The organism is Vibrio sp. STUT-A11 (assembly GCF_026000435.1).
Taxonomy (GTDB): Bacteria; Pseudomonadota; Gammaproteobacteria; order Enterobacterales; family Vibrionaceae; genus Vibrio.
The window spans coordinates 2,561,616-2,581,310 of sequence record NZ_AP026763.1 but is presented as its reverse complement, the minus strand read 5'-3'; the positions used below and the strand labels follow the sequence as shown (position 1 = coordinate 2,581,310).

16 protein-coding genes and 8 tRNA genes are annotated in these 19,695 nt (G+C 46.7%); 2 read left to right on the top strand and 22 right to left on the bottom strand.

The features are described from left to right. Positions 1–92: 92 nt before the first annotated feature. The 9 genes from OO774_RS12135 to leuS all read right to left on the bottom strand — a co-directional run bounded on the left by OO774_RS12135 (position 93) and on the right by leuS (position 10,444). Positions 93–1,271 (bottom strand): serine hydrolase, encoded by a 1,179-nt coding sequence (locus OO774_RS12135; protein ID WP_264902919.1) that lies wholly within the window; start codon positions 1,269–1,271, stop codon positions 93–95. Positions 1,272–1,364: 93 nt separating this feature from the next. Then, on the bottom strand, positions 1,365–2,171 hold the full coding sequence (locus OO774_RS12130; RefSeq protein WP_264902918.1) for a septal ring lytic transglycosylase RlpA family protein: 807 nt from the start codon (positions 2,169–2,171) through the stop codon (positions 1,365–1,367). Between the two features lie 2 nt (positions 2,172–2,173). After that, the gene (gene rodA, locus OO774_RS12125; RefSeq protein WP_264902917.1) at positions 2,174–3,295 is read right to left on the bottom strand and encodes a rod shape-determining protein RodA; all 1,122 of its coding nucleotides are present in this window, start codon (positions 3,293–3,295) and stop codon (positions 2,174–2,176) included. Next, positions 3,295–5,220, bottom strand: a complete 1,926-nt coding sequence (mrdA, locus tag OO774_RS12120; protein ID WP_264902916.1) for a penicillin-binding protein 2 — start codon at positions 5,218–5,220, stop codon at positions 3,295–3,297. Before mrdA ends, rodA begins: the two co-directional genes overlap by 1 nt. Positions 5,221–5,249: 29 nt before the next feature. Further along, positions 5,250–5,720 (bottom strand): 23S rRNA (pseudouridine(1915)-N(3))-methyltransferase RlmH, encoded by a 471-nt coding sequence (gene rlmH / locus OO774_RS12115; RefSeq protein WP_010446437.1) that lies wholly within the window; start codon positions 5,718–5,720, stop codon positions 5,250–5,252. A 4-nt stretch (positions 5,721–5,724) separates the two neighbouring features. After that, on the bottom strand, positions 5,725–6,042 hold the full coding sequence (gene rsfS / locus OO774_RS12110; RefSeq protein ID WP_264902915.1) for a ribosome silencing factor: 318 nt from the start codon (positions 6,040–6,042) through the stop codon (positions 5,725–5,727). 88 nt (positions 6,043–6,130) lie between these two features. Further along, positions 6,131–7,150 carry a DNA polymerase III subunit delta gene (holA, locus tag OO774_RS12105; protein ID WP_264902914.1) on the bottom strand — a complete coding sequence of 340 codons (1,020 nt, stop codon included), beginning with the start codon at positions 7,148–7,150 and terminating at the stop codon, positions 6,131–6,133. Between the two features lie 5 nt (positions 7,151–7,155). After that, positions 7,156–7,698 carry an LPS assembly lipoprotein LptE gene (gene lptE, locus OO774_RS12100; protein ID WP_264902913.1) on the bottom strand — a complete coding sequence of 181 codons (543 nt, stop codon included), beginning with the start codon at positions 7,696–7,698 and terminating at the stop codon, positions 7,156–7,158. Between the two features lie 157 nt (positions 7,699–7,855). Then, the gene (gene leuS / locus OO774_RS12095) at positions 7,856–10,444 is read right to left on the bottom strand and encodes a leucine--tRNA ligase (protein ID WP_264902912.1); all 2,589 of its coding nucleotides are present in this window, start codon (positions 10,442–10,444) and stop codon (positions 7,856–7,858) included. A gap of 154 nt (positions 10,445–10,598) precedes the next feature. On the opposite strand from leuS, the gene OO774_RS12090 reads away from it, so the two are divergent. Beyond that, complete coding sequence (locus tag OO774_RS12090) at positions 10,599–11,069, top strand: zinc ribbon-containing protein (protein ID WP_264902911.1); 471 nt, start codon at positions 10,599–10,601, stop codon at positions 11,067–11,069. A gap of 227 nt (positions 11,070–11,296) precedes the next feature. Here OO774_RS12090 and lnt read toward each other — a convergent pair whose 3' ends face one another. The 5 genes from lnt to miaB all read right to left on the bottom strand — a co-directional run bounded on the left by lnt (position 11,297) and on the right by miaB (position 16,915). Then, on the bottom strand, positions 11,297–12,814 hold the full coding sequence (lnt, locus tag OO774_RS12085) for an apolipoprotein N-acyltransferase (protein WP_264902910.1): 1,518 nt from the start codon (positions 12,812–12,814) through the stop codon (positions 11,297–11,299). A 34-nt stretch (positions 12,815–12,848) separates the two neighbouring features. Continuing rightward, positions 12,849–13,748, bottom strand: a complete 900-nt coding sequence (gene corC / locus OO774_RS12080; protein WP_264902909.1) for a CNNM family magnesium/cobalt transport protein CorC — start codon at positions 13,746–13,748, stop codon at positions 12,849–12,851. Between the two features lie 104 nt (positions 13,749–13,852). Further along, on the bottom strand, positions 13,853–14,317 hold the full coding sequence (gene ybeY, locus OO774_RS12075; RefSeq protein WP_264902908.1) for an rRNA maturation RNase YbeY: 465 nt from the start codon (positions 14,315–14,317) through the stop codon (positions 13,853–13,855). Positions 14,318–14,319: 2 nt separating this feature from the next. Continuing rightward, entirely contained in the window at positions 14,320–15,417 is a 1,098-nt protein-coding gene (locus OO774_RS12070; RefSeq protein ID WP_264902907.1) for a PhoH family protein, read from the bottom strand. A gap of 73 nt (positions 15,418–15,490) precedes the next feature. After that, entirely contained in the window at positions 15,491–16,915 is a 1,425-nt protein-coding gene (gene miaB / locus OO774_RS12065) for a tRNA (N6-isopentenyl adenosine(37)-C2)-methylthiotransferase MiaB (protein ID WP_264902906.1), read from the bottom strand. 335 nt (positions 16,916–17,250) lie between these two features. On the opposite strand from miaB, the gene OO774_RS12060 reads away from it, so the two are divergent. Then, positions 17,251–18,426, top strand: coding sequence for a 2-octaprenyl-3-methyl-6-methoxy-1,4-benzoquinol hydroxylase (locus tag OO774_RS12060; RefSeq protein WP_264902905.1), 1,176 nt, complete (start codon positions 17,251–17,253; stop codon positions 18,424–18,426). A 301-nt stretch (positions 18,427–18,727) separates the two neighbouring features. Here the strand turns inward: OO774_RS12060 and OO774_RS12055 are convergent. The 8 genes from OO774_RS12055 to OO774_RS12020 all read right to left on the bottom strand — a co-directional run bounded on the left by OO774_RS12055 (position 18,728) and on the right by OO774_RS12020 (position 19,684). Then, positions 18,728–18,812: transfer RNA gene (locus OO774_RS12055), tRNA-Leu, on the bottom strand. Positions 18,813–18,864: 52 nt separating this feature from the next. Beyond that, positions 18,865–18,939 (bottom strand) — tRNA-Gln (locus tag OO774_RS12050). Between the two features lie 44 nt (positions 18,940–18,983). Then, positions 18,984–19,068, bottom strand: a tRNA-Leu gene (locus tag OO774_RS12045). 29 nt (positions 19,069–19,097) lie between these two features. Further along, positions 19,098–19,182 (bottom strand) — tRNA-Leu (locus OO774_RS12040). A 46-nt stretch (positions 19,183–19,228) separates the two neighbouring features. Beyond that, positions 19,229–19,305 (bottom strand) — tRNA-Met (locus OO774_RS12035). Positions 19,306–19,329: 24 nt separating this feature from the next. Continuing rightward, positions 19,330–19,414 (bottom strand) — tRNA-Leu (locus OO774_RS12030). A gap of 73 nt (positions 19,415–19,487) precedes the next feature. Continuing rightward, a tRNA-Gln gene (locus OO774_RS12025) sits at positions 19,488–19,562 on the bottom strand. A 37-nt stretch (positions 19,563–19,599) separates the two neighbouring features. Then, positions 19,600–19,684: transfer RNA gene (locus OO774_RS12020), tRNA-Leu, on the bottom strand. Between the last annotated feature and the right edge of the window lie 11 nt (positions 19,685–19,695).

The following is a 19,695-nucleotide window of genomic DNA, read 5'->3' as shown; positions in this document are numbered from 1 at the left end:
AAATTAAGCTGAACTCAAGGTGAGGATAATTGACTTAAAAAGCCGCCATAGTCGGCGGCTTAATGAATCGGTTTGTTAATCTTTAGCTGTCTTTAGAAGAAGCTCTTAACTAACAATACGATGTAATCCCACATACGGCTAAACAGGCTGCCTTGTTCTACGGTTTCCAGCGCCATTAGCGGGTATTCGGCAATATCTTCACCATCGATTTGATAGTATAGCTTACCAACTACATCACCTTTATTAATTGGGGCTTCTAGCTCTTTTTCAAGTACAAAGCTTGCTTTTAGGTTCTTTGCTTCACCGCGTGGAAGGGTTACGAAAGTATCTTTATCCAGACCCAGTGCAACCGTGTCTTTGTTACCCATCCATACTTTTTCTTCTACGAACGTTTCGCCAGCTTTATGTGGAGCAACAGTTTCGAAGAAGCGGAAGCCGTAACTTAGCAGTTTTTTACTTTCTGATTTACGAGCGTTAGCATCTTTAGTCCCCATCACTACCGCAACCAGACGCATTTGGCCTTCAGTCGCTGAACTTACCAAGCTGTAACCCGCGTTACTTGTGTGGCCTGTCTTGATACCGTCAACGTTCATGCTCTTATCCCAAAGCAAGCCGTTACGGTTGTATTGGGTAATGCCGTTGTAGGTGAATTTCTTCTCAGCGTAAACGCGGTACTCGTTTGGTACATCACGGATAAGCGCTTTACCTAGCAGTGCCATGTCGTATGGCGTTGAGTAAAGTTCTGGGTTATCTAAACCGTGCACGTTGGCAAAGTGCGAGTTACTCATACCTAGAGTGTTTGCCCATGCGTTCATTAGATCAACGAAAGCATCTTCCGAACCGGCGATGTGCTCTGCCATTGCTACACACGCATCGTTACCTGACTGAATGATAATGCCACGGTTCAGGTCTTTTACTTTTACGGTGGTGCCCACTTCAATGAACATTTTTGAAGAATCCGGGAAGTTTTTCGCCCAGGCGTTTTTACTGATGGTGACATCATCATCTTCTGAAATATTACCACGCGCTAGCTCTTGGCCAATAACATAGCTGGTCATCATTTTAGTCAGACTAGCAGGAGACAATTTTGTGTTCATCTCTTTCTCTGCCAGTACTTTTCCTGAATGGTAATCCATCAGCACGTAGCCTTTCGCTGCGATTTGAGGAGAGTCTGGTACCACGATCGGTGCAGCAAAAGCAGATTGAGCGAAGGTTGCTGAAAGCGCAACGGATGAGACGAGAATAGATTTCACAAACTTATTTTTATTCATGGTAATTCAAATTTTTGGGTTTAACTGCGGACATCTTATCAGAATCCCCGGTGATATTCAGAGGGGATTCAACTAGAAATCCATGAACCTACGTCATTTTACAGTGTTGTGTTTTTTAATAAATGCAGACGGATAGCCGAGCAATTTTACTTTATCCAACGTGGCTTGCGTCAGGGAATAGTCACTAAACGGGCCTAATAACAAGCGATACGATTCTTTCGCATTTTCTAGGAAAGTATCCGTATCCAGCTTTTGACCGAGTTCTGAACCTAAAGTTCGGGCGCGATTTTCATTTTTTGAAGATGCGACCTGAATAACGTATTTAGGATGACCATCCAGAGACTTTTTGTCGGTTGGTTTATCAACGTTGATAACTTCAATTTTGACATTGGCAGTGCCGGTTTTAATCACGCCTAACTTATGTGCTGCGGCATAGCTTAAATCAATAATTCGACCATCGTGGAATGGACCCCGGTCATTGACGCGTACTACGGTTGTTTTGCCGTTATCGGTGTTGGTCACTTTAACGTAGCTAGGCAGAGGCAATGTTTTGTGCGCCGCTGTCATTGAGTACATGTCGTAGATTTCACCGTTTGACGTCAAATGACCCTGAAACTTTTTACCGTACCAGGAGGCGCGTCCCTTTTCCGTAAAGCCTTTCGCGTCACGTACTATTTGGTAGTTCTTGCCGCGCAGGTGGTAGTCTCTGTTGCCGCCTAAGCTGTATGGTTCGTACTTAGGGTAGGCGTCTTCAATATGATCCACTGAGAGTGGCGTGTCTGGTGCGACATCAGACTCAAGTTCGTAACGACCATCCTGCTGGCTTTTTTGGCTGGTTGATGAGCAGCCAGCCAGAATAATTGCAGAAAAAGCTAAGGAATATAAAGCGCGTTTTTGCATGTCTAGGTTGCCTTAGAGAATGCTTTTCGGTGCGTATGAATAGACATTAAAATACCAAAGCCAGCCATCAAGGTCACCATTGAAGTACCACCATAACTGATTAGGGGTAGCGGTACGCCTACAACGGGAAGGATGCCACTTACCATGCCAATATTTACGAAAATATACACAAAAAAGCTAAGTACAATACTGCCTGCCATCATTCGTCCAAATGCGGTCTGCGCTTGACTGGCAAGGTAAAGACCTCGGCCAATAATGAAAAGATAGATGGCTAATAAGCAAAGAAAGCCAATCATACCCCATTCTTCAGCAATTACTGCAAAGATAAAGTCAGTGTGTCGCTCTGGAAGAAATTCCAATTGGGATTGTGTTCCTTGCAACCAACCTTTACCTGAAATACCACCCGATCCAATCGCAATCTTACTCTGGATGATATGGTAGCCGGCACCTAAGGGATCGGACTCTGGGTTAAATAACGTTCGTACACGAGTCTTTTGATACTCTCGCATTAGGAAGAACCACAGAATCGGAATAAATCCACCCAGGGCAACCGCGGCCGCTGCAATAATTTTCCAACTGATGCCCGCAAGGAAAATAACAAAAATACCGGATGCTGCGATCAGGATAGAAGTCCCTAAATCAGGTTGCTTGGCAATCAGTATAGTAGGAACGCACACCATGACCAGAGCAACTAGCAGGGTCTTAAAGGTGGGTGGGAGTGGCTGACGACCAATATAGCGTGCCACCATCAAAGGCACGGCCAGCTTGAGTAGCTCAGAGGGCTGGAATCGGACGAAACCAAGGTTCAGCCAGCGCTGGGCGCCTTTGGAAGCTTCACCAAAAAACAGCACGCCAAAAAGCAAGATGACTCCTGACGCAAACATTAAAGGGGCCAGACTCTCATAAGTACGTGGTGAAAGTTGTGCTAGTGCAACCATCACCACAAGAGAGAGAGCCATCCGCATGGCCTGACGATCCATCATAGCTAAACTTTGGCCGCTGGCGCTGTACATGATAACCAAGCCAAATGCCATCAAGGCTAAAATGCCGAGTAGCAGTGGCAAGTCAATATGGAAGCGTTCAAACAGGGCCCGGTTTTTACCTGTAGAGGGATCCATTTTCATTATTGCGTTGCCTCTTGCTTAACGTTGTTTTCATCTTCTTCAGGCTCGATTTTTTCTGGGCCGAGTACGACACGGTCAAAGATTTTTCTTGCTACAGGCGCGCCATTACTTGAGCCGCCACCCGCGTTTTCAAGTACCACGGTCACGACCACTTTTGGCTCATCAAACGGTGCAAAGCCAGTGAACAAGGCGTGGTCACGCAAATGCTCGGCGACTTCATCTGCCTTATACTCTTCGTCTTCAGCAAGTCCGAATACCTGAGCAGTACCGGATTTACCGGCGGTTTCGTAGCTCATGTCATAAAACGAACGACGAGCTGTGCCACGAACCCCATGGTTTACCCGGCGCATGCCTTCTTTCGCCATATCCCAGTACTTCTTCGGTACGTCTTTAATCGGCGGATAAGTCAGGTATTCCTCTGAGTGCTGCTCGTCGAAATTGCCACCATTGTTGATGGAAGCTTTAAGCAAGTGTGGGGCAGTAACGGCTCCGTCGTTGACCAGAACTGAAGTCGCTTTAGCTATTTGCATTGGCGTTGCAGTCCAGTAACCCTGCCCAATACCTACCGGGATCGTATCGCCTTTATACCAAGGTGTTCTGTGGCGAGACATTTTCCACTCACGGGTCGGCATGTTTGCTTTACTTTCTTCGTAAATATCAATTCCAGTGTAATCACCAAAGCCGAACATCATCATCCAGCTGGAAATGCGATCGATACCCATATCGTAAGCCACTTGGTAGAAGAAGGTATCCACCGATTCTTCAATCGATTTGATGATATCCACTCGACCATGTCCCCAACGCAGCCAGTCACGGTATGGACGTGTGTTAGAGTTTGGAATACGCCAGTAGCCGGGGTCGTTGCGGGTTGTTTGGGGTGTCACAACACCTTCTTGCAACGCTGCGACGGCCATGAATGGTTTGATGGTCGATGCTGGTGGATAAATCCCTAACGTCGTTCGGTTCACCAGTGGTCGGTTTTTATTGTTGAGTAGCGCACGATAAGCCTTACCAGAAATACCATGAACGAAGGCATTGGGATCGTAGCTCGGGCTAGAGACCATTGCTAACACACCATTATCCCTTGGATCGATAACCACGGCACTGCCGCGACGACCATCTAGTAGCTGGTGCACGTACAGCTGTATATTGATATCGAGATTTAAGACAATATCTTTACCTGCGATAGGTGGCACATATTTCAGCGTGCGGATCACGCGTCCACGACTGTTGACTTCGACTTCTTGATAGCCGGCCGTTCCGTGGAGCAGGTCTTCGTAGAATTTCTCAATACCGAGCTTACCGATGTCTCGGGTCGCTTGATAGTTTGAGGCTTTTTCTTCGCGAATCAGGCGCTGCATATCTCGATCATTGATGCGAGAAACGTAGCCAATTACGTGCGTAAGTACTTCGCTAAATGGATAGTACCGTTTTAGGGTCGCACTGATCTCTACGCCGGGGAAGCGATATTGGTTGACTGAAAATACAGCAACTTGCTTTTCATCCAGCTGCGTGAGAAGAGGAACCGATTTAAAGCGACGGGTGCGCTTGCGTTCGCGATGAAAGCGTTCAATTTGTTCTGGCGTGATTTCCAGAATGGTTTGCAGCGCTTTGATAGTATCATCGATGTCTTTCACTTTTTCTGGAGTCAGCTCCAAGTTAAAAACAGGGCGGTTTTCCGCCAGCAACACGCCGTTTCGATCATAAATAAGCCCACGGTTGGGCGCAATGGGTACGATCTTAATACGGTTGTCATTAGAGCGAGTTTGGTAGTCCTGGAACTGGTTCACCTGAATGTTGTACATATTGGCGACCAGTGTTCCCATCAAAATGACGATACCGATAAATGCTACGATAGCGCGACTGGCAAACAGGCGCGCTTCGGCTTGATAATCTCGAATTTGACTGCGGCGTCTATGAATCATTAACGCGTGGCTCTAAGGTTAAACAGCGATTATTCGCGATGATAAGGGTGGTTAGCAGTAATGCTCCACGCTCGGTATAAGCTTTCAGCCATGACAATACGTACCAGAGGGTGAGGTAACGTTAAGGCTGATAATGACCAGCTTTGGTCTGCGGCTGCTTTGCATGCTGGTGCCAAACCTTCCGGGCCACCGATCAAGATCGATACGTCACGCCCATCGAGTTTCCAGGCTTCTAGTTGCTCAGCCAGTTGTGGGGTGTCCCACTTTTTGCCAGGGATATCCAGAGTGACGATTCGGCTCCCTTTTGGTACAGCAGCCAGCATCGCTTCGCCTTCTTTTTGCAGAATGCGCGCTATGTCGGCGTTCTTGCCGCGTTTTCCTGCAGGGATCTCCACCAATTCAAGTGGCATATCGTGCGGGAAACGACGGCGATACTCTTGAAAGCCTTCCTCGACCCACTTTGGCATTTTGGTACCAACAGCAATGAGTTGAATTTTCAAAAGATTAACCCCAGAGTTTTTCTAGTTGGTACAGTTCGCGGTGTTCTTCTTGCATCACGTGCAGCATGGCATCGCCCATATCCAGAACCACCCATTCACCTTCGTTCTCACCTTCCATGCCCAAAGGTTCAAGGCCAGCTTTTTTTACTTCAGACGCTACGTGATCAGCGATGGATGAAACGTGGCGTTTAGACGTACCCGTGCAGATGATCATGTAATCGGTCACGCTCGATTTGTCTTCCACATTCAGGATGATGATATCTTCCGCTTTCATATCGTCGGCTTTATCAGCTAAAAAGTCTTTCAGTTCTTCGCGAAGCACTCGGTTTTCCTCGGTTTATCTCTTATCTCTAAATCGTTTTGCGCTAATCTGGGCAAAACGGGTCGCGCACTATATCACGCTTTGGTTTTTAAATTGCCAGCTTAATATCAGGAGAGCAGGTTTCCAGGCTCAATTGATGAATAGTTGGCCATACAGATTCGTCATACTGGGTTTTGGCTTTTATCTCTGCCTGAGCCAAAAGAGACATAAGACTAAGGATTCGGCTGGCTGAAAGGCGAGTCAAAGCTGCGTTGTATAAAGGGCGTTTATTTTGCCACACTCGATATTTTTCAAACACTTGACTGATGTTCGTCTTGGTCAAATCACGATGCATGCTCAGCAGTTGGTTGAACTCTTTTTGCACACTACGAATAAGAATCACCGCCTCAACGCCCTCAGCTTCTAGCTGACGTAAAATTCGTTGAGCTCGGTTAGCTTTTCCGGCAAGCAAGGCATCAATCCAGTGGAACGTTGTAAAATGGTTATGGCGGCTCAACGCTTCTTCTAAGCGCACAATGGTGAGTTCGCCATCAGGATAAAGCAGAGCCAGTTTTTCTAGGCTTTGTGACAGTGCGAACAAGTTACCCTCATGCCACTGAGCGAGCATTTGCAGCGATTGCTGGTCCGGTTTCAAACCAAGTATGCGACAGCGTGCTTGAATGAACATTGGCAGACGCTGAAGGTCTGGTGTCAGGCAACTTACCCAATCACCTTTTGTACTCAGTGACTTAAACCATTTACTGTTTTCCTGCGCTTTGGTCAGCTTGCTGCCAATGATGACCAACATGATGTCATCGTGCATCATCTCTGACAATGTCTGCAGTTCTTTGCTTATCGCGGTATTAACGCCAGATTCTGGTATTTCGAGCTCAATGAGTTGGCGGCTGGAAAACAGGCTGAGCGCTTGAAAGCAGTCATAAACCTGGTTCCAATCTAAGCTCGCATCAACAGCAAAGCGATGCTTTTCCTCAAAACCGTGTTGCAATGCGGTTTTCCGGATGGCTTGACGGCTTTCTTGAATTAACAGGGGTTCATTACCAAAAATCAGGTAAATCGGCTTGATGTGCTTGGCTAAATGATCCGCCAGCTTGTCAGCATATACTCGCATGTTAATTATGAATTTGAGTTCGTGGTTGGCTGGTTAACTTCGTCTGACTCGTATTCTGCACGGACCTGGCCTAACTGACGCATCATTTGCTTGGCAGCTTGTAAGTGCATTTCATCTTTAATCACGTCGCGTTCAACCGACTTAGCCAAAGCTGTCAGTGGGTTATCCAGGTAATTACGATTGACCGTGGTGGTGTAGTTCTTGGCGCCATAACCTGGAATAGTGACACGGTACTGTACAACGTAAGTCAGTTCTTTCTCTGCCGCACGGCTGTTTTGGTATAACGATAGCGTACGTTCTTCAAGGCTTGTCTCAATCAGATGTAGGTTTGGTACGCTTGATGATGGTTGAACTAATTCCACTTTATTCAGTGTGAGCTGAGATTTCACGTAGCGGGTTAGCTGATTGTATTCATCATAGCTAGTGAATGACATGGTGTGCAGCTCTTCCGGCACAGAGTATTCGCCGCGAAGGTGAAAACCACAGGCAGAGAGAAGTCCGGCTAATACCAATACCACAGGTAGTTTAATCAAAGAGAAAAAGCGCATTGATTGTATTCATCCTAAATTGCATAAGGGGGATATTTACCTTAAACCACTCAGTGGGAATGGTTTGAGGTAAATAAACAGGGTAGAGGACTACCCTGTTTAATGACTCTTGGTTAGCGAATAAGTTCGCTAAGCTGAGATATATTGCAGACTATGATTAGTTTGCAACGATGTTCAGAAGTTTACCCGGAACGTAAATCACTTTACGGATGGTTTTATCTTCAGTGAACTTAGTGACGTTCTCATCGTTCAGACCAAGCTCTTCAACTTGTTCTTTGGTTGCATCTGCAGCAACAGTCAATTTCGCACGTAGCTTACCGTTAACTTGAACAACGATGGTTTTTTCATCTTCAACCAGTGCTTTCTCATCGAATGTTGGCCAAGTCGCGTTGTCGATGTCAGTCTCACCCAGTGCGGTCCATAGCTCGTATGAAATGTGCGGAGTGATAGGGTAAAGCATTGCTACAACCGCTCTCAGTGCTTCATCAAGGATAGCACGGTCTTGTGCAGACTCTTGAGGTGCTTTCGCTAGCTTGTTCATCAGTTCCATGATTGCTGCGATAGCCGTGTTGAATGTCTGGCGACGAGCCACATCATCGGTTACTTTCGCAATGGTCTTGTGAACGTCACGACGTAGTGCTTTTTGCTCACCAGAAAGTGCATCTGCGTTAACCGCTTCTGCCGCACCTTTTGCTGTGTGCTCTTTCACTAGTTTCCAAACACGTTTCAGGAAGCGGTTTGCACCTTCTACGCCAGACTCTTGCCACTCAAGTGTCATGTCTGCTGGAGAAGCGAACATCATGAATAGACGCACTGTATCTGCGCCGTATTTGTCTACCATCTCTTGCGGGTCGATACCGTTGTTCTTCGACTTAGACATTTTGATCATGCCTGAGTGCTCAACGTCACGGCCTTCGTTGTCTTTAGCAGAAGTGATACGGCCTTTGCCGTCACGCTCTACAGTAACATCAGTAGGCGCAACCCACTCTGTACCGCCTTTCTCGTTCTCGTAAGAGAATGCATCAGCTAGTACCATGCCTTGACATAGTAGGCGCTTGAACGGCTCGTCAGATGTTACGTAACCTGCATCACGTAGTAATTTGTGGAAGAAGCGAGAGTACAATAAGTGCATACAAGCGTGCTCGATACCACCGATGTACTGGTCTACTGGTAGCCAGTAGTTTGCTTTTTCTGGATCCAGGATGTCGTCTGCTTGTGGTGAACAGTAACGCGCGTAGTACCAAGAAGATTCCATGAACGTATCGAACGTGTCAGTCTCACGTAGAGCTGGTTCGCCGTTGAATGTAGTCTTCGCCCATTCTTTGTCTGCTTTGATTGGGCTCGTTACGCCGTCCATAACCACGTCTTCTGGAAGAATCACGGGTAGTTGATCAGCTGGTACCGGGTGAACTTCACCATCTTCAGTGGTTACCATTGGGATTGGAGCGCCCCAGTAACGTTGACGAGAAACGCCCCAGTCACGTAGACGGAAGTTAACTGTCTTAGTACCTTTGCCTTCAGCTTCTAGCTTGGCAGCGATTGCATCGAATGCCGCCTGGAATTCAAGACCGTCGAACTCACCAGAATCGAACAGTACACCTTTCTCAGTGTAAGCTTCTTCAGAGATGTTTAGTTCGCTGCCATCAGCAGGCTTGATGACAGGAACGATATCCAGGCCGTACTTAGTTGCAAATTCGTAGTCACGTTGGTCATGTGCAGGTACTGCCATTACAGCGCCTGTACCGTAGTCCATCAATACGAAGTTTGCTACGTATACTGGTACTTCACGGCCGTTCAATGGGTGAATTGCAGTAAGGCCAGTCGCCATACCTTTCTTCTCCATTGTCGCCATTTCAGCTTCCGCTACTTTGTTGTTCTTACATTCGTCGATAAACGCAGCAAGCTCTGGGTTGTTCTCTGCTGCCAATGCAGCAAGAGAGTGACCTGCTGCGATACCCACGTAAGTCACACCCATTAGTGTGTCTGGACGCGTTGTGTAAACTTCCAGGTCTTGTTGACCTTTCACTTGGCCTTCCTTCAAGGCAAATCGCAGTTCAACACCTTCAGAGCGACCAATCCAGTTGCGCTGCATGGTTTTCACCATTTCAGGCCAGCCATCTAGTGTGTCTAGATCGTCGATTAGCTCTTGAGCGTATTCAGTAATCTTGATGAACCATTGAGGGATCTCTTTCTGCTCAACGATTGCTCCAGAACGCCAGCCGCGGCCGTCAACAACTTGCTCGTTTGCAAGAACTGTCTGGTCAACTGGGTCCCAGTTAACTGTTGACATCTTCTTGTAAACCAGGCCTTTTTCGTACAGCTTAGTGAAAAACTCTTGCTCCCAACGGTAGTACTCTGGCGTACACGTTGCGAATTCACGGTCCCAGTCGTAACCCAAACCAAGCATCTTAAGTTGGTTCTTCATGTACTCGATGTTTTCGTAAGTCCATGGCGCAGGAGCGGTGTTGTTCTTAACCGCTGCGTTTTCTGCTGGTAGACCGAACGCATCCCAACCGATTGGTTGCATCACGTTTTTGCCTTGCAGGCGTTGGAAACGAGATACTACGTCACCGATGGTGTAGTTACGTACGTGACCCATGTGCAGTCGACCACTTGGGTATGGGAACATAGATAGACAGTAGAATTTTTCTTTATTTGGGTCTTCACTTACAACAAAGGTCTTGTTGTCATCCCAGTGCTTCTGAACTTTCTGTTCAATGTCTTGTGGGTTGTATTGCTCTTGCATCGATGATATCCGGTTATCTTGGAATTTGTGAGTTCGGTTAGAACAGACTTAAATAGATCGTCATAGAATACCTAAAGCTAGGGATCACAACAATAGCCAATCTATACCCTTGCGTACTCAAGTCACGCAGGCAGGAGAAAGATGGAGGTCAGTTATGCCTAAACGTAAAACAGGTTATGAGGAAATGCTCGAGGATGTGATTGAAACCTTGAAGCACAGTCCCGAAGAAGTTAACAAAGCGATAGAGACGTCAGGCAAAGTGGTGGAAGCCGCGAACGACCTGACCCAAGATGAGTTGGCTCTGATTAAAGCGTACGTCAAATCTGACTTAAAAGAGTTTTCTGAAAATTACGAAGACAGTAAGAGTGGTCCTTTTTACCTAACGATTGCAGATTCAATCTGGCAAGGATTGTTAGAAATTACCGATCGGACCAAGGTTGAGTGGGTTGAACTATTCGACGACCTCGAGCATCAAGGCCTGTATGAAGCTGGTGATGTGATTGGTTTGGGTACCTTAGTTTGCGATGAATGTGGCCATAAAACCACGTATAACCATCCAACCATTATCATTCCATGTATCAAGTGTGGGCACACCGGCTTTAGTCGCCAGTCTTTAAAACCTTAACAAGTATGCAAAAAGAGGCGACAACGCCTCTTTTTTAGTTGGTAGTGCTGTTCGCTTAACTATTTTTAAAATAACTGTCACTCACTAGCGTCATTCCGAGGAGCCATAGCGACATCACGAATCGATTTCAAAGCAGTCACGTAAATTAAAGCGAACACCATTAAATATAACAAACTCGGATAGTAGATCCTGAATCACGCTCTTTCGTCGCGGTTCAGGATGACTGATTAAATTAAACGTGATTTTCGCCACCAGGCGAGCATCAAGCTTATCGCTACCCAAATATACAATGGCCAGGTACCAACGATGCGATAGGGCGTTTTCCCATCGGTTGGAGTCAGTTCTGCGCGCAGTACTGCGGTTTCAAACTGTGGTACCTGCTCGATAATCTTACCTTTGTGGTCTGTGACGGCGGTTAATCCATTATTCGTTGAGCGAATCAGTGGCTTACCCAGTTCCAAGGCGCGCATACGGGCGATTTCCATATGCTGAAGTGGACCAATCGAATGCCCAAACCACGCATCGTTAGACAGCGTTAGGATAAAGTCTGTTTCGTCGTTGACGTTTTGACGAACCTGCTCATTAAAGATGATTTCATAACACAGAGCGGGTGCCATGTGCTTGCCATTCGCAACGATGTTCGGCTGAACGAAGTCACCACGACTGAATGATGACATCGGCAAATTAAAGAACGGCGCAAGTGGGCGTAAGATGTCCTCAAACGGCACGAACTCACCAAATGGCAGCAAATGATGCTTATTGTAGCGCTCATTCAGGTCAAAACTGTAATCACCGTAAGGCGTTTCACCCAGAGAAAGGATGCTGTTATAGAACTGTCGGTCTTCGTTCTGATTCACCACACCAGTGATAATGGCGCTACGGTTCATTTTCGCTGCACTGTCTAAATTCTGCAGAAATGAAGACACTTCAATCTCAAAAGCGGGAATCGCAGCTTCTGGCCAGACAATGATATCTGCATCCCAGTTTTCACGAGTCAGATCGGTGTACTTCATAATGGTTGGCCAGCGCTGAGCTGGTAGCCATTTCAGTTTTTGGTCGACATTGCCTTGGATGAGCGCGACTTTGGTGATGTCCTGAGAGCGAGGTGTCACCCAATCATACTGGCGAATACCAAAGCCTGTGCTCAAAAGTACAGCCGGTATGACAACCACTAGCCACTGTTTATGCAACCAAGCGTAAGCCAAAGCACCTGCTGAGATGATAATAAACAGAGTGAGAAGCTCAACTCCACCAATAGGTGCAAAACTCGCTAACGGGGCGTCAATCTGGCTGTATCCGAGCCATAACCATGGGAAGCCGGTCATTACCCAGCCACGCAGCCAATCGGTAATCAGCCATAGCGCAGGAGCAGCAAGCAGGGTAGTGCTTAGGGTTATTTGAGGGAAGAATTTGTTCTTTAGCCAGGCAAACAGGCCAGAGTAAACCGCCAGATAGGCAACTAATAGACCCATTAAGAATAGATTGGCAATCAGCGGCATACCGCCAAAGCCAGCAATACTGACGTATACCCAGCTAATACCAGTGGCAAATTGGCCAAAGCCCCATGAATAACCAATCCAAAGTGCACGTTTAGGCGTCTGATTGGCGAGGAGGATAAGCAGTATGGCTGGGCTAAGGATCGCGATCAGCCATAGTTGGTAAGGAGCAAAAGCCAGAGTGGTGCAAGCGCCAACAAAAGCGGCCACTAAAGGCCGCTTGAGGCGATGAAAGAGTACATTCATCATTATATTTTTCTGATATTCCCAGTAGGGTATCGCGTTACTCTTGAGTGGCTTCAACCAGTGCTTCTTCGTCTGGAATGGTCACTTGGAGTTGAATGACACGACGGTTATCGGCAGCGGTGACTTTGAAGTTATAACTTTCAATTTCAACCAGCTCACCACGAGAAGGTAAGTGACCGAAGGCAGTCATCACCATGCCACCTACCGTATCCACTTCTTCATCGCTGAAGTTGGTGCCGAATGTCTCATTAAACTCTTCAATCGTTGTCAGAGCCCTGACAGCAAACGTATGTTTGCTTAGCTTACGAATGTCAGTCTCTTCGGACTCGTCGAACTCATCTTCAATATCGCCAACGATTTCTTCTAGGATATCTTCAATGGTGACGAGGCCAGAAACGCCGCCGAATTCATCGACAACAATCGCCATATGATAGCGCTCTTCACGGAACTCTTTTAGCAGGCGGTCAACACGTTTGCTTTCCGGAACCACAACTGCAGGTCGAATCACTTCTTCAATATCAAATGGGTTGCTGCCTGAGCCTAAGTATTTGAGTAAGTCCTTCGCTAGTAGAATGCCTTCCACATGGTCCTTGTCCTCGCTGATAACAGGGTAACGCGAGTGTTGAGCATCCGTAATTAGCGCGATTAGCGTGTCTAAATCGTCAGTGCGCTCAACAGTAACCATTTGCGAACGTGGGATCATAATGTCACGCACGCGCATTTCGGAGATTTCCATCACACCTTCGAGCATATCGCGGGTGTCGTGGTCAATCAGGTCATTTTCTTCTGAGTCGCGGATAACATCCACAAGCTCTTGGCGGTCTTTAGGATCGCCCTGGAAAAGTTGACCTAGACGTTCAAAGAAGGACTTTCTACTCGGACCTTCTGCCTTTTCTTTCTTACCTTCGCTAGAAGAGGGAGAATTATCTTCGTTCATTGTTTCTCAATTAAGTAACGCTATCAGAAGTGTGATAGCTCACGTAGAAAGGCAAACACGAGGGCAATGTAGGTGATTCGCCTTTCCCTGTTGAGCAACCGAGGTTACTCTTTTTCAGCAATGTAAGGGTCTTCATAACCCATACCCTGCATGATTTCTGTTTCGAGGGACTCCATCTCTTCGGCTTCGTCATCCTCGATATGATCATAACCTAGCAGATGCAAGCTGCCATGTACAACCATATGCGCCCAATGTGCTAACAGAGGTTTATTTTGCTCTAACGCCTCTTTTTCAACCACTTGGCGACAGATAATCAAATCACCCAGCAGATCCATTTCCATACCCGGAGGCACTTCAAACGGGAAAGATAGCACGTTGGTTGGTTTATCTTTACCACGATAGTCGTGATTCAGAGTGTGGCTCTCTTGTTCATCAACAATTCTAATGGTGACTTCTGCCTGCGGCTGAAACAGTGGAATAGTCTTATCCAACCACAGTTGAAAGTCTTGCTGTGAAGGTAAGCCTTCTTCGCTTTCGACTGCCAGTTGAAGATCAAGTTCAATCGCCATCTTTATTCCTTACTCTCTGTGACTTGAGCACTTAACTCTGCTTTTGCCGCTTCAAGCAACTTGGCATCACGCTCTTCACGACGGCGCTTTTCAAACTCTTTACGCTCTTTCTGGTCTTGTGCTTCCCATTTCTCGTACGCGTTAACAATACGAGCGACAACAGGGTGGCGCACAACGTCGTCTGCCAGGAAGAAGTTAAAGCTGATGTCGTCGACTTCGCTCAGTACTTCAATCGCGTGACGAAGGCCTGATTTTGCACCACGTGGCAAGTCAATCTGAGTCACGTCGCCGGTGATTACCGCACGTGAGTTAAAGCCGATACGCGTCAGGAACATTTTCATCTGCTCAACAGTCGTGTTTTGGCTTTCATCCAGAATGATGAATGCGTCGTTTAGTGTGCGGCCACGCATATATGCCAAAGGCGCAACTTCGATCACATTACGTTCGATCAGTTTTTCCACGCGCTCAAAACCAAGCATTTCGAACAGTGCGTCGTACAGTGGACGAAGGTATGGGTCAACCTTTTGGCTTAGGTCGCCAGGCAAGAAGCCCAATTTTTCACCCGCTTCAACCGCTGGACGAGTCAAAAGAATACGGCGGATTTCCTGACGTTCCAACGCATCTACTGCCGCCGCTACCGCTAAGTAAGTCTTACCCGTACCTGCAGGGCCAATACCAAAAGAGATATCGTGAGTCACCATGTTAACCAAGTATTGAGCCTGGTTAGGGGTACGTGGTTTGATCACGCCTTTTTTGGTTTTGACGAACACTTCTTTGCCGTGCTCAATATTAGACTCTGTGTTTTGTTCTAAAACGCCAGATTCTTTAATCGATAAATGGATCTGCTCAGGTTCGATGTCTGGGATCTCGCCACGAACAGGGGCAGTATCGACATAAAGTGTTTTAAGGATATCAAGCGCGGCTGCAGAAGTGTGAGGTTTACCAACAATGGTAAAATGGTCACTACGGTGGTTGATTTCAACGCCCAGACGGCGTTCTAAATGCTTGATGTTGTCATCGAATGGACCGCACAGGCTAGCTAGTCGGCGGTTGTCTGAAGGTTCTAGGTTAATTTCTAGAGTTACGATTTTATTGCTCAATGTTGCCTCTCATTTTTTGCCACTTAATGAGAGCCTGATAACGACCAGGCTCTCCATGGCTATTTGTACGAGCTTAAGGCGTAAAAGTCGCTACACCCAGCTCATCTTCGCGACGTGTTTTCGCCATCATTTGCGTTGGTGAAATCACACTACGAAGGTCCATGTCTTTTTCAGTACGTACTAGCTCACCACGCAATGAGTTTGCAAATACGTCTACGATCTTCACGTCTACGAACTGACCAATTAGGTCGGCGCTACCTTCAAAGTTTACTACACGGTTGTTTTCTGTACGAGCGCGCAGTTCCATTAGGTTTTTCTTCGAAGGGCCTTCAACCAGTACACGTTGCTCTGTACCAAGCATCAAGCGAGAGTAACGCATAGCTTGTGCGTTAATCGTTTGCTGTAGTTCGTACAAACGCTCTTTCTTCTCTTGTTCAGATACATCACATGGGTAATCCGCAGCTGGCGTACCAGGGCGAGGAGAGAAGATAAAGCTGAAGCTCATGTCAAAGTCTACGTCTTTGATCAGCTTCATGGTGTCTTGGAAGTCTTTATCTGTTTCACCAGGGAAACCAACGATAAAGTCAGAACTGATTTGAATATCAGGACGAGCTTTACGCAGTTTACGGATGATCGACTTGTACTCGATGCCTGTATGTGGACGCTTCATCATGGTGAGGATACGGTCACTACCACTTTGCACTGGTAAGTGCAGGAAGCTTACTAGCTCTGGTGTATCTTCATAAACAGCAATGATGTCGTCGGTGAATTCTAGCGGGTGGCTAGTAGTGAAACGAATACGGTCAATACCATCGATAGATGCAACCAGACGCAACAGTTCTGCAAAAGAACAAATCTCACCATCGTGCATTGGGCCACGGTACGCGTTTACGTTCTGACCTAGTAGGTTTACTTCACGCACGCCTTGTTCTGCCAGCTGAGCGATCTCGAACAATACGTCATCCATCGGACGGCTAACTTCTTCACCACGTGTGTATGGCACTACGCAGTAAGTACAGTATTTAGAACAGCCTTCCATAATTGAAACGAAGGCAGTTGCACCTTCTGCGCGTGGCTCAGGTAGACGGTCAAACTTTTCAATTTCTGGGAAAGAAATGTCCATGACTGGCGCTTCGTCAGATTGAGACTGTTTGATCATCTCTGGCAAGCGGTGCAGAGTCTGTGGGCCAAAAATCACGTCAACGTACGGAGCACGCTCACGAATATGGTCGCCTTCTTGCGTTGCTACACAACCACCTACGCCGATAACTACGCCAGCTTTTTTCTCTTTTAGTGTTTTCCAACGGCCTAGCTGGTGGAAAACTTTTTCTTGCGCTTTTTCACGGATCGAACAGGTGTTAAGTAGAAGTACGTCTGCTTCCTCTGGCTCTTCCGTCAGCTCGTAGCCGTTTGCAGCATTAAGCAGGTCGGCCATTTTTGATGAATCGTATTCGTTCATCTGGCAGCCCCAGGTTTTAATTAGCAGTTTCTTACTCATCTCACTTTCGCTCGTTCAGTTGTACTTAAATCGGAGAGCTATTGCTCAAATTATAGCCGCCATCTCGGCGGTAAGCGGCGTATTGTACTGCTTTAAAAAGCACCTGACTAGTGATCTGGCTAATTCTCTGCAAAGCCTGATGAAATCTAGGCTTTTGCCTTATATCGAACAAGGTTTTTCAGCTCGCTAATCAGGCAGAAACACTCGGTTTACAAACATGTAAATTTACCCAGATCACGCATCTTTACGACGAGGGAAAATAAACCGTTTTGTAAATGCATGAGGGGAACGTACAATTAAAAAGGCTATTTAATCAAGATAATGAAGAACAAAAAATGAACAGATATGACATCGCCGTAATCGGTGGAGGCATGGTTGGAGCGGCAATCGCGATAGGGTTCGCACAACAGGGCAGAAGTGTGGTTGTCGTCGAAGGTACAGAGCCAAAGGCATTTGAACCGTCACAAGCGATGGACATTCGTGTATCCGCTATCTCACACCAATCCGTTAAGTTGCTTGAGTCACTGGGTGCATGGGCATCGATCCAAGCGATGCGTGTCTGTCCTTACCGTCGTTTGGAAACATGGGAGCATCCAGAGTGCCGCACGCGATTCCATTCCGATGAACTGTCTCTGGAGCAACTTGGTTATATTGTTGAAAACCGTCTGATTCAATTAGGTTTATGGCAAGCCTTCGATAACCATGACAATCTTACTGTAGAGTGCCCTGAGCGGCTAAAAACCATCGAATTTGGTGGGGTTAACCGCGTGACATTAGAGAGTGGTAAGCAATTTGAGGCGCAATGGGTGATTGGTGCCGATGGTGCGAATTCAAAAGTACGTCAGCTTGCTGGAATCGGGATTACCGCGTGGGATTACCGCCAACACTGTATGCTGATCAATGTTAAGACTGAGTTGCCTCAACAAGATATTACCTGGCAACAATTTACGCCAAGTGGTCCTCGCTCTTTCTTACCTTTATGTTCACTAACGGAAGATGGTCAGGAAGTAGGGCAAGGATCTCTGGTTTGGTATGACTCACCGAGACGGATCAAGCAACTTTGTGCGATGACCAAGCCTCAATTAAGAACCGAGATTTTAAGTCACTTCCCGAAAGAGTTAGGCAATATTGAAGTGCTTCAGTTTGGTTCGTTCCCTTTAACTCGCCGTCATGCTCAGTCATATTCGAATCGAGGCTGCGTACTCGTCGGAGATTCCGCTCATACCATTAACCCGTTAGCTGGGCAGGGTGTGAACCTAGGCTTTAAAGATGTTGATGTGTTGCTGTCAGTCACACAAGGGCAAGATCAATTAACAGAATCACTGTTAGCCAAATATGAACGAGCACGACGCCCGGATAATCTATTAATGCAAACGGGTATGGATCTGTTCTATAAAGGCTTTAGCAATGATTTAGGGCCCTTGAAGTTTGCACGTAACGCGGCATTAAAGTTGGCTGAACATTCAGGGCCAATTAAAGCGCAAGTGTTGAAATACGCACTGGGGATGTAATACCTAAGTAAGAAAGTGGTCATACTTACTGATAGAGAAGCAGAAAACAGGCATCGAACACAAACACGCATCAACCCATCCATGGGGCTTCGATTTGCCATCCATGGCAAATAGAGTTTGTTTATCGACCCCTGTTTCCTGACCAGTTAATTTTCCAGAGTGGTATAAGCTGAAGCAATAAGCAGATAGAAAAAAAGCGAGCCAAGTGCTCGCTTTTTTAATTCGGTCGACCTAATGATCAACCGAGTCCAGAATCAGAAAAAGAAAAAACCCAGCAAACTAATGCTGGGTTTTTCAATAATGGTGCGGAAGGAGAGACTTGAACTCTCACACCTTGCGGCGCCAGAACCTAAATCTGGTGCGTCTACCAATTCCGCCACTTCCGCAACTTATCTTGTAGTTATCAAGGTCATTGGTGAACCTCAACAACGTTGTATATGGCAGGGCTACCTGGATTCGAACCAGGGAATGGCGGCATCAAAAGCCGCTGCCTTACCGCTTGGCGATAGCCCTACAAGTATAGTCTTAAGACTATGGTCTTTCTCCAAAAGAAAGAATGGTGCGGAAGGAGAGACTTGAACTCTCACACCTTACGGCGCCAGAACCTAAATCTGGTGCGTCTACCAATTCCGCCACTTCCGCATATTTTGATATTGTAGATGAATTTAAGATGGTGCGGAAGGAGAGACTTGAACTCTCACACCTTGCGGCGCCAGAACCTAAATCTGGTGCGTCTACCAATTCCGCCACTTCCGCATCTTAAATCTACATGACTGTAAGCCTAAGCTTTCAATCTAATCAATGGTGGCTACGACGGGATTCGAACCTGTGACCCCATCATTATGAGTGATGTGCTCTAACCAGCTGAGCTACGTAGCCATCTCAAATTGTTTAAATCAAGAATGGTGCGGAAGGAGAGACTTGAACTCTCACACCTTGCGGCGCCAGAACCTAAATCTGGTGCGTCTACCAATTCCGCCACTTCCGCATCTTGATTTTTAGATATTGAGATAATTGGTAAAATCTCAATATCATTTTCCTATATTTCAAGGAATAAATAATGGCAGGGCTACCTGGATTCGAACCAGGGAATGGCGGCATCAAAAGCCGCTGCCTTACCGCTTGGCGATAGCCCTACAAATAAATAGTCAAAAACTACTTATTATGAATAAATGGTGCGGAAGGAGAGACTTGAACTCTCACACCTTTCGGCGCCAGAACCTAAATCTGGTGCGTCTACCAATTCCGCCACTTCCGCAACTTATTCTG

What these genes read in the sequence shown, in the direction of transcription:
- OO774_RS12135 (WP_264902919.1), bottom strand. Translation starts at nt 1,271, where the DNA reads ATGAATAAAAATAAGTTTGTGAAATCTATTCTCGTCTCATCCGTTGCG.
- OO774_RS12130 (WP_264902918.1), bottom strand. Translation starts at nt 2,171, where the DNA reads ATGCAAAAACGCGCTTTATATTCCTTAGCTTTTTCTGCAATTATTCTG.
- rodA (WP_264902917.1), bottom strand. Translation starts at nt 3,295, where the DNA reads ATGAAAATGGATCCCTCTACAGGTAAAAACCGGGCCCTGTTTGAACGC.
- mrdA (WP_264902916.1), bottom strand. Translation starts at nt 5,220, where the DNA reads ATGATTCATAGACGCCGCAGTCAAATTCGAGATTATCAAGCCGAAGCG.
- holA (WP_264902914.1), bottom strand. Translation starts at nt 7,150, where the DNA reads ATGCGAGTATATGCTGACAAGCTGGCGGATCATTTAGCCAAGCACATC.
- lptE (WP_264902913.1), bottom strand. Translation starts at nt 7,698, where the DNA reads ATGCGCTTTTTCTCTTTGATTAAACTACCTGTGGTATTGGTATTAGCC.
- leuS (WP_264902912.1), bottom strand. Translation starts at nt 10,444, where the DNA reads ATGCAAGAGCAATACAACCCACAAGACATTGAACAGAAAGTTCAGAAG.
- OO774_RS12090 (WP_264902911.1), top strand. Translation starts at nt 10,599, where the DNA reads ATGCCTAAACGTAAAACAGGTTATGAGGAAATGCTCGAGGATGTGATT.
- lnt (WP_264902910.1), bottom strand. Translation starts at nt 12,814, where the DNA reads ATGATGAATGTACTCTTTCATCGCCTCAAGCGGCCTTTAGTGGCCGCT.
- corC (WP_264902909.1), bottom strand. Translation starts at nt 13,748, where the DNA reads ATGAACGAAGATAATTCTCCCTCTTCTAGCGAAGGTAAGAAAGAAAAG.
- ybeY (WP_264902908.1), bottom strand. Translation starts at nt 14,317, where the DNA reads ATGGCGATTGAACTTGATCTTCAACTGGCAGTCGAAAGCGAAGAAGGC.
- miaB (WP_264902906.1), bottom strand. Translation starts at nt 16,915, where the DNA reads ATGAGTAAGAAACTGCTAATTAAAACCTGGGGCTGCCAGATGAACGAA.
- OO774_RS12060 (WP_264902905.1), top strand. Translation starts at nt 17,251, where the DNA reads ATGAACAGATATGACATCGCCGTAATCGGTGGAGGCATGGTTGGAGCG.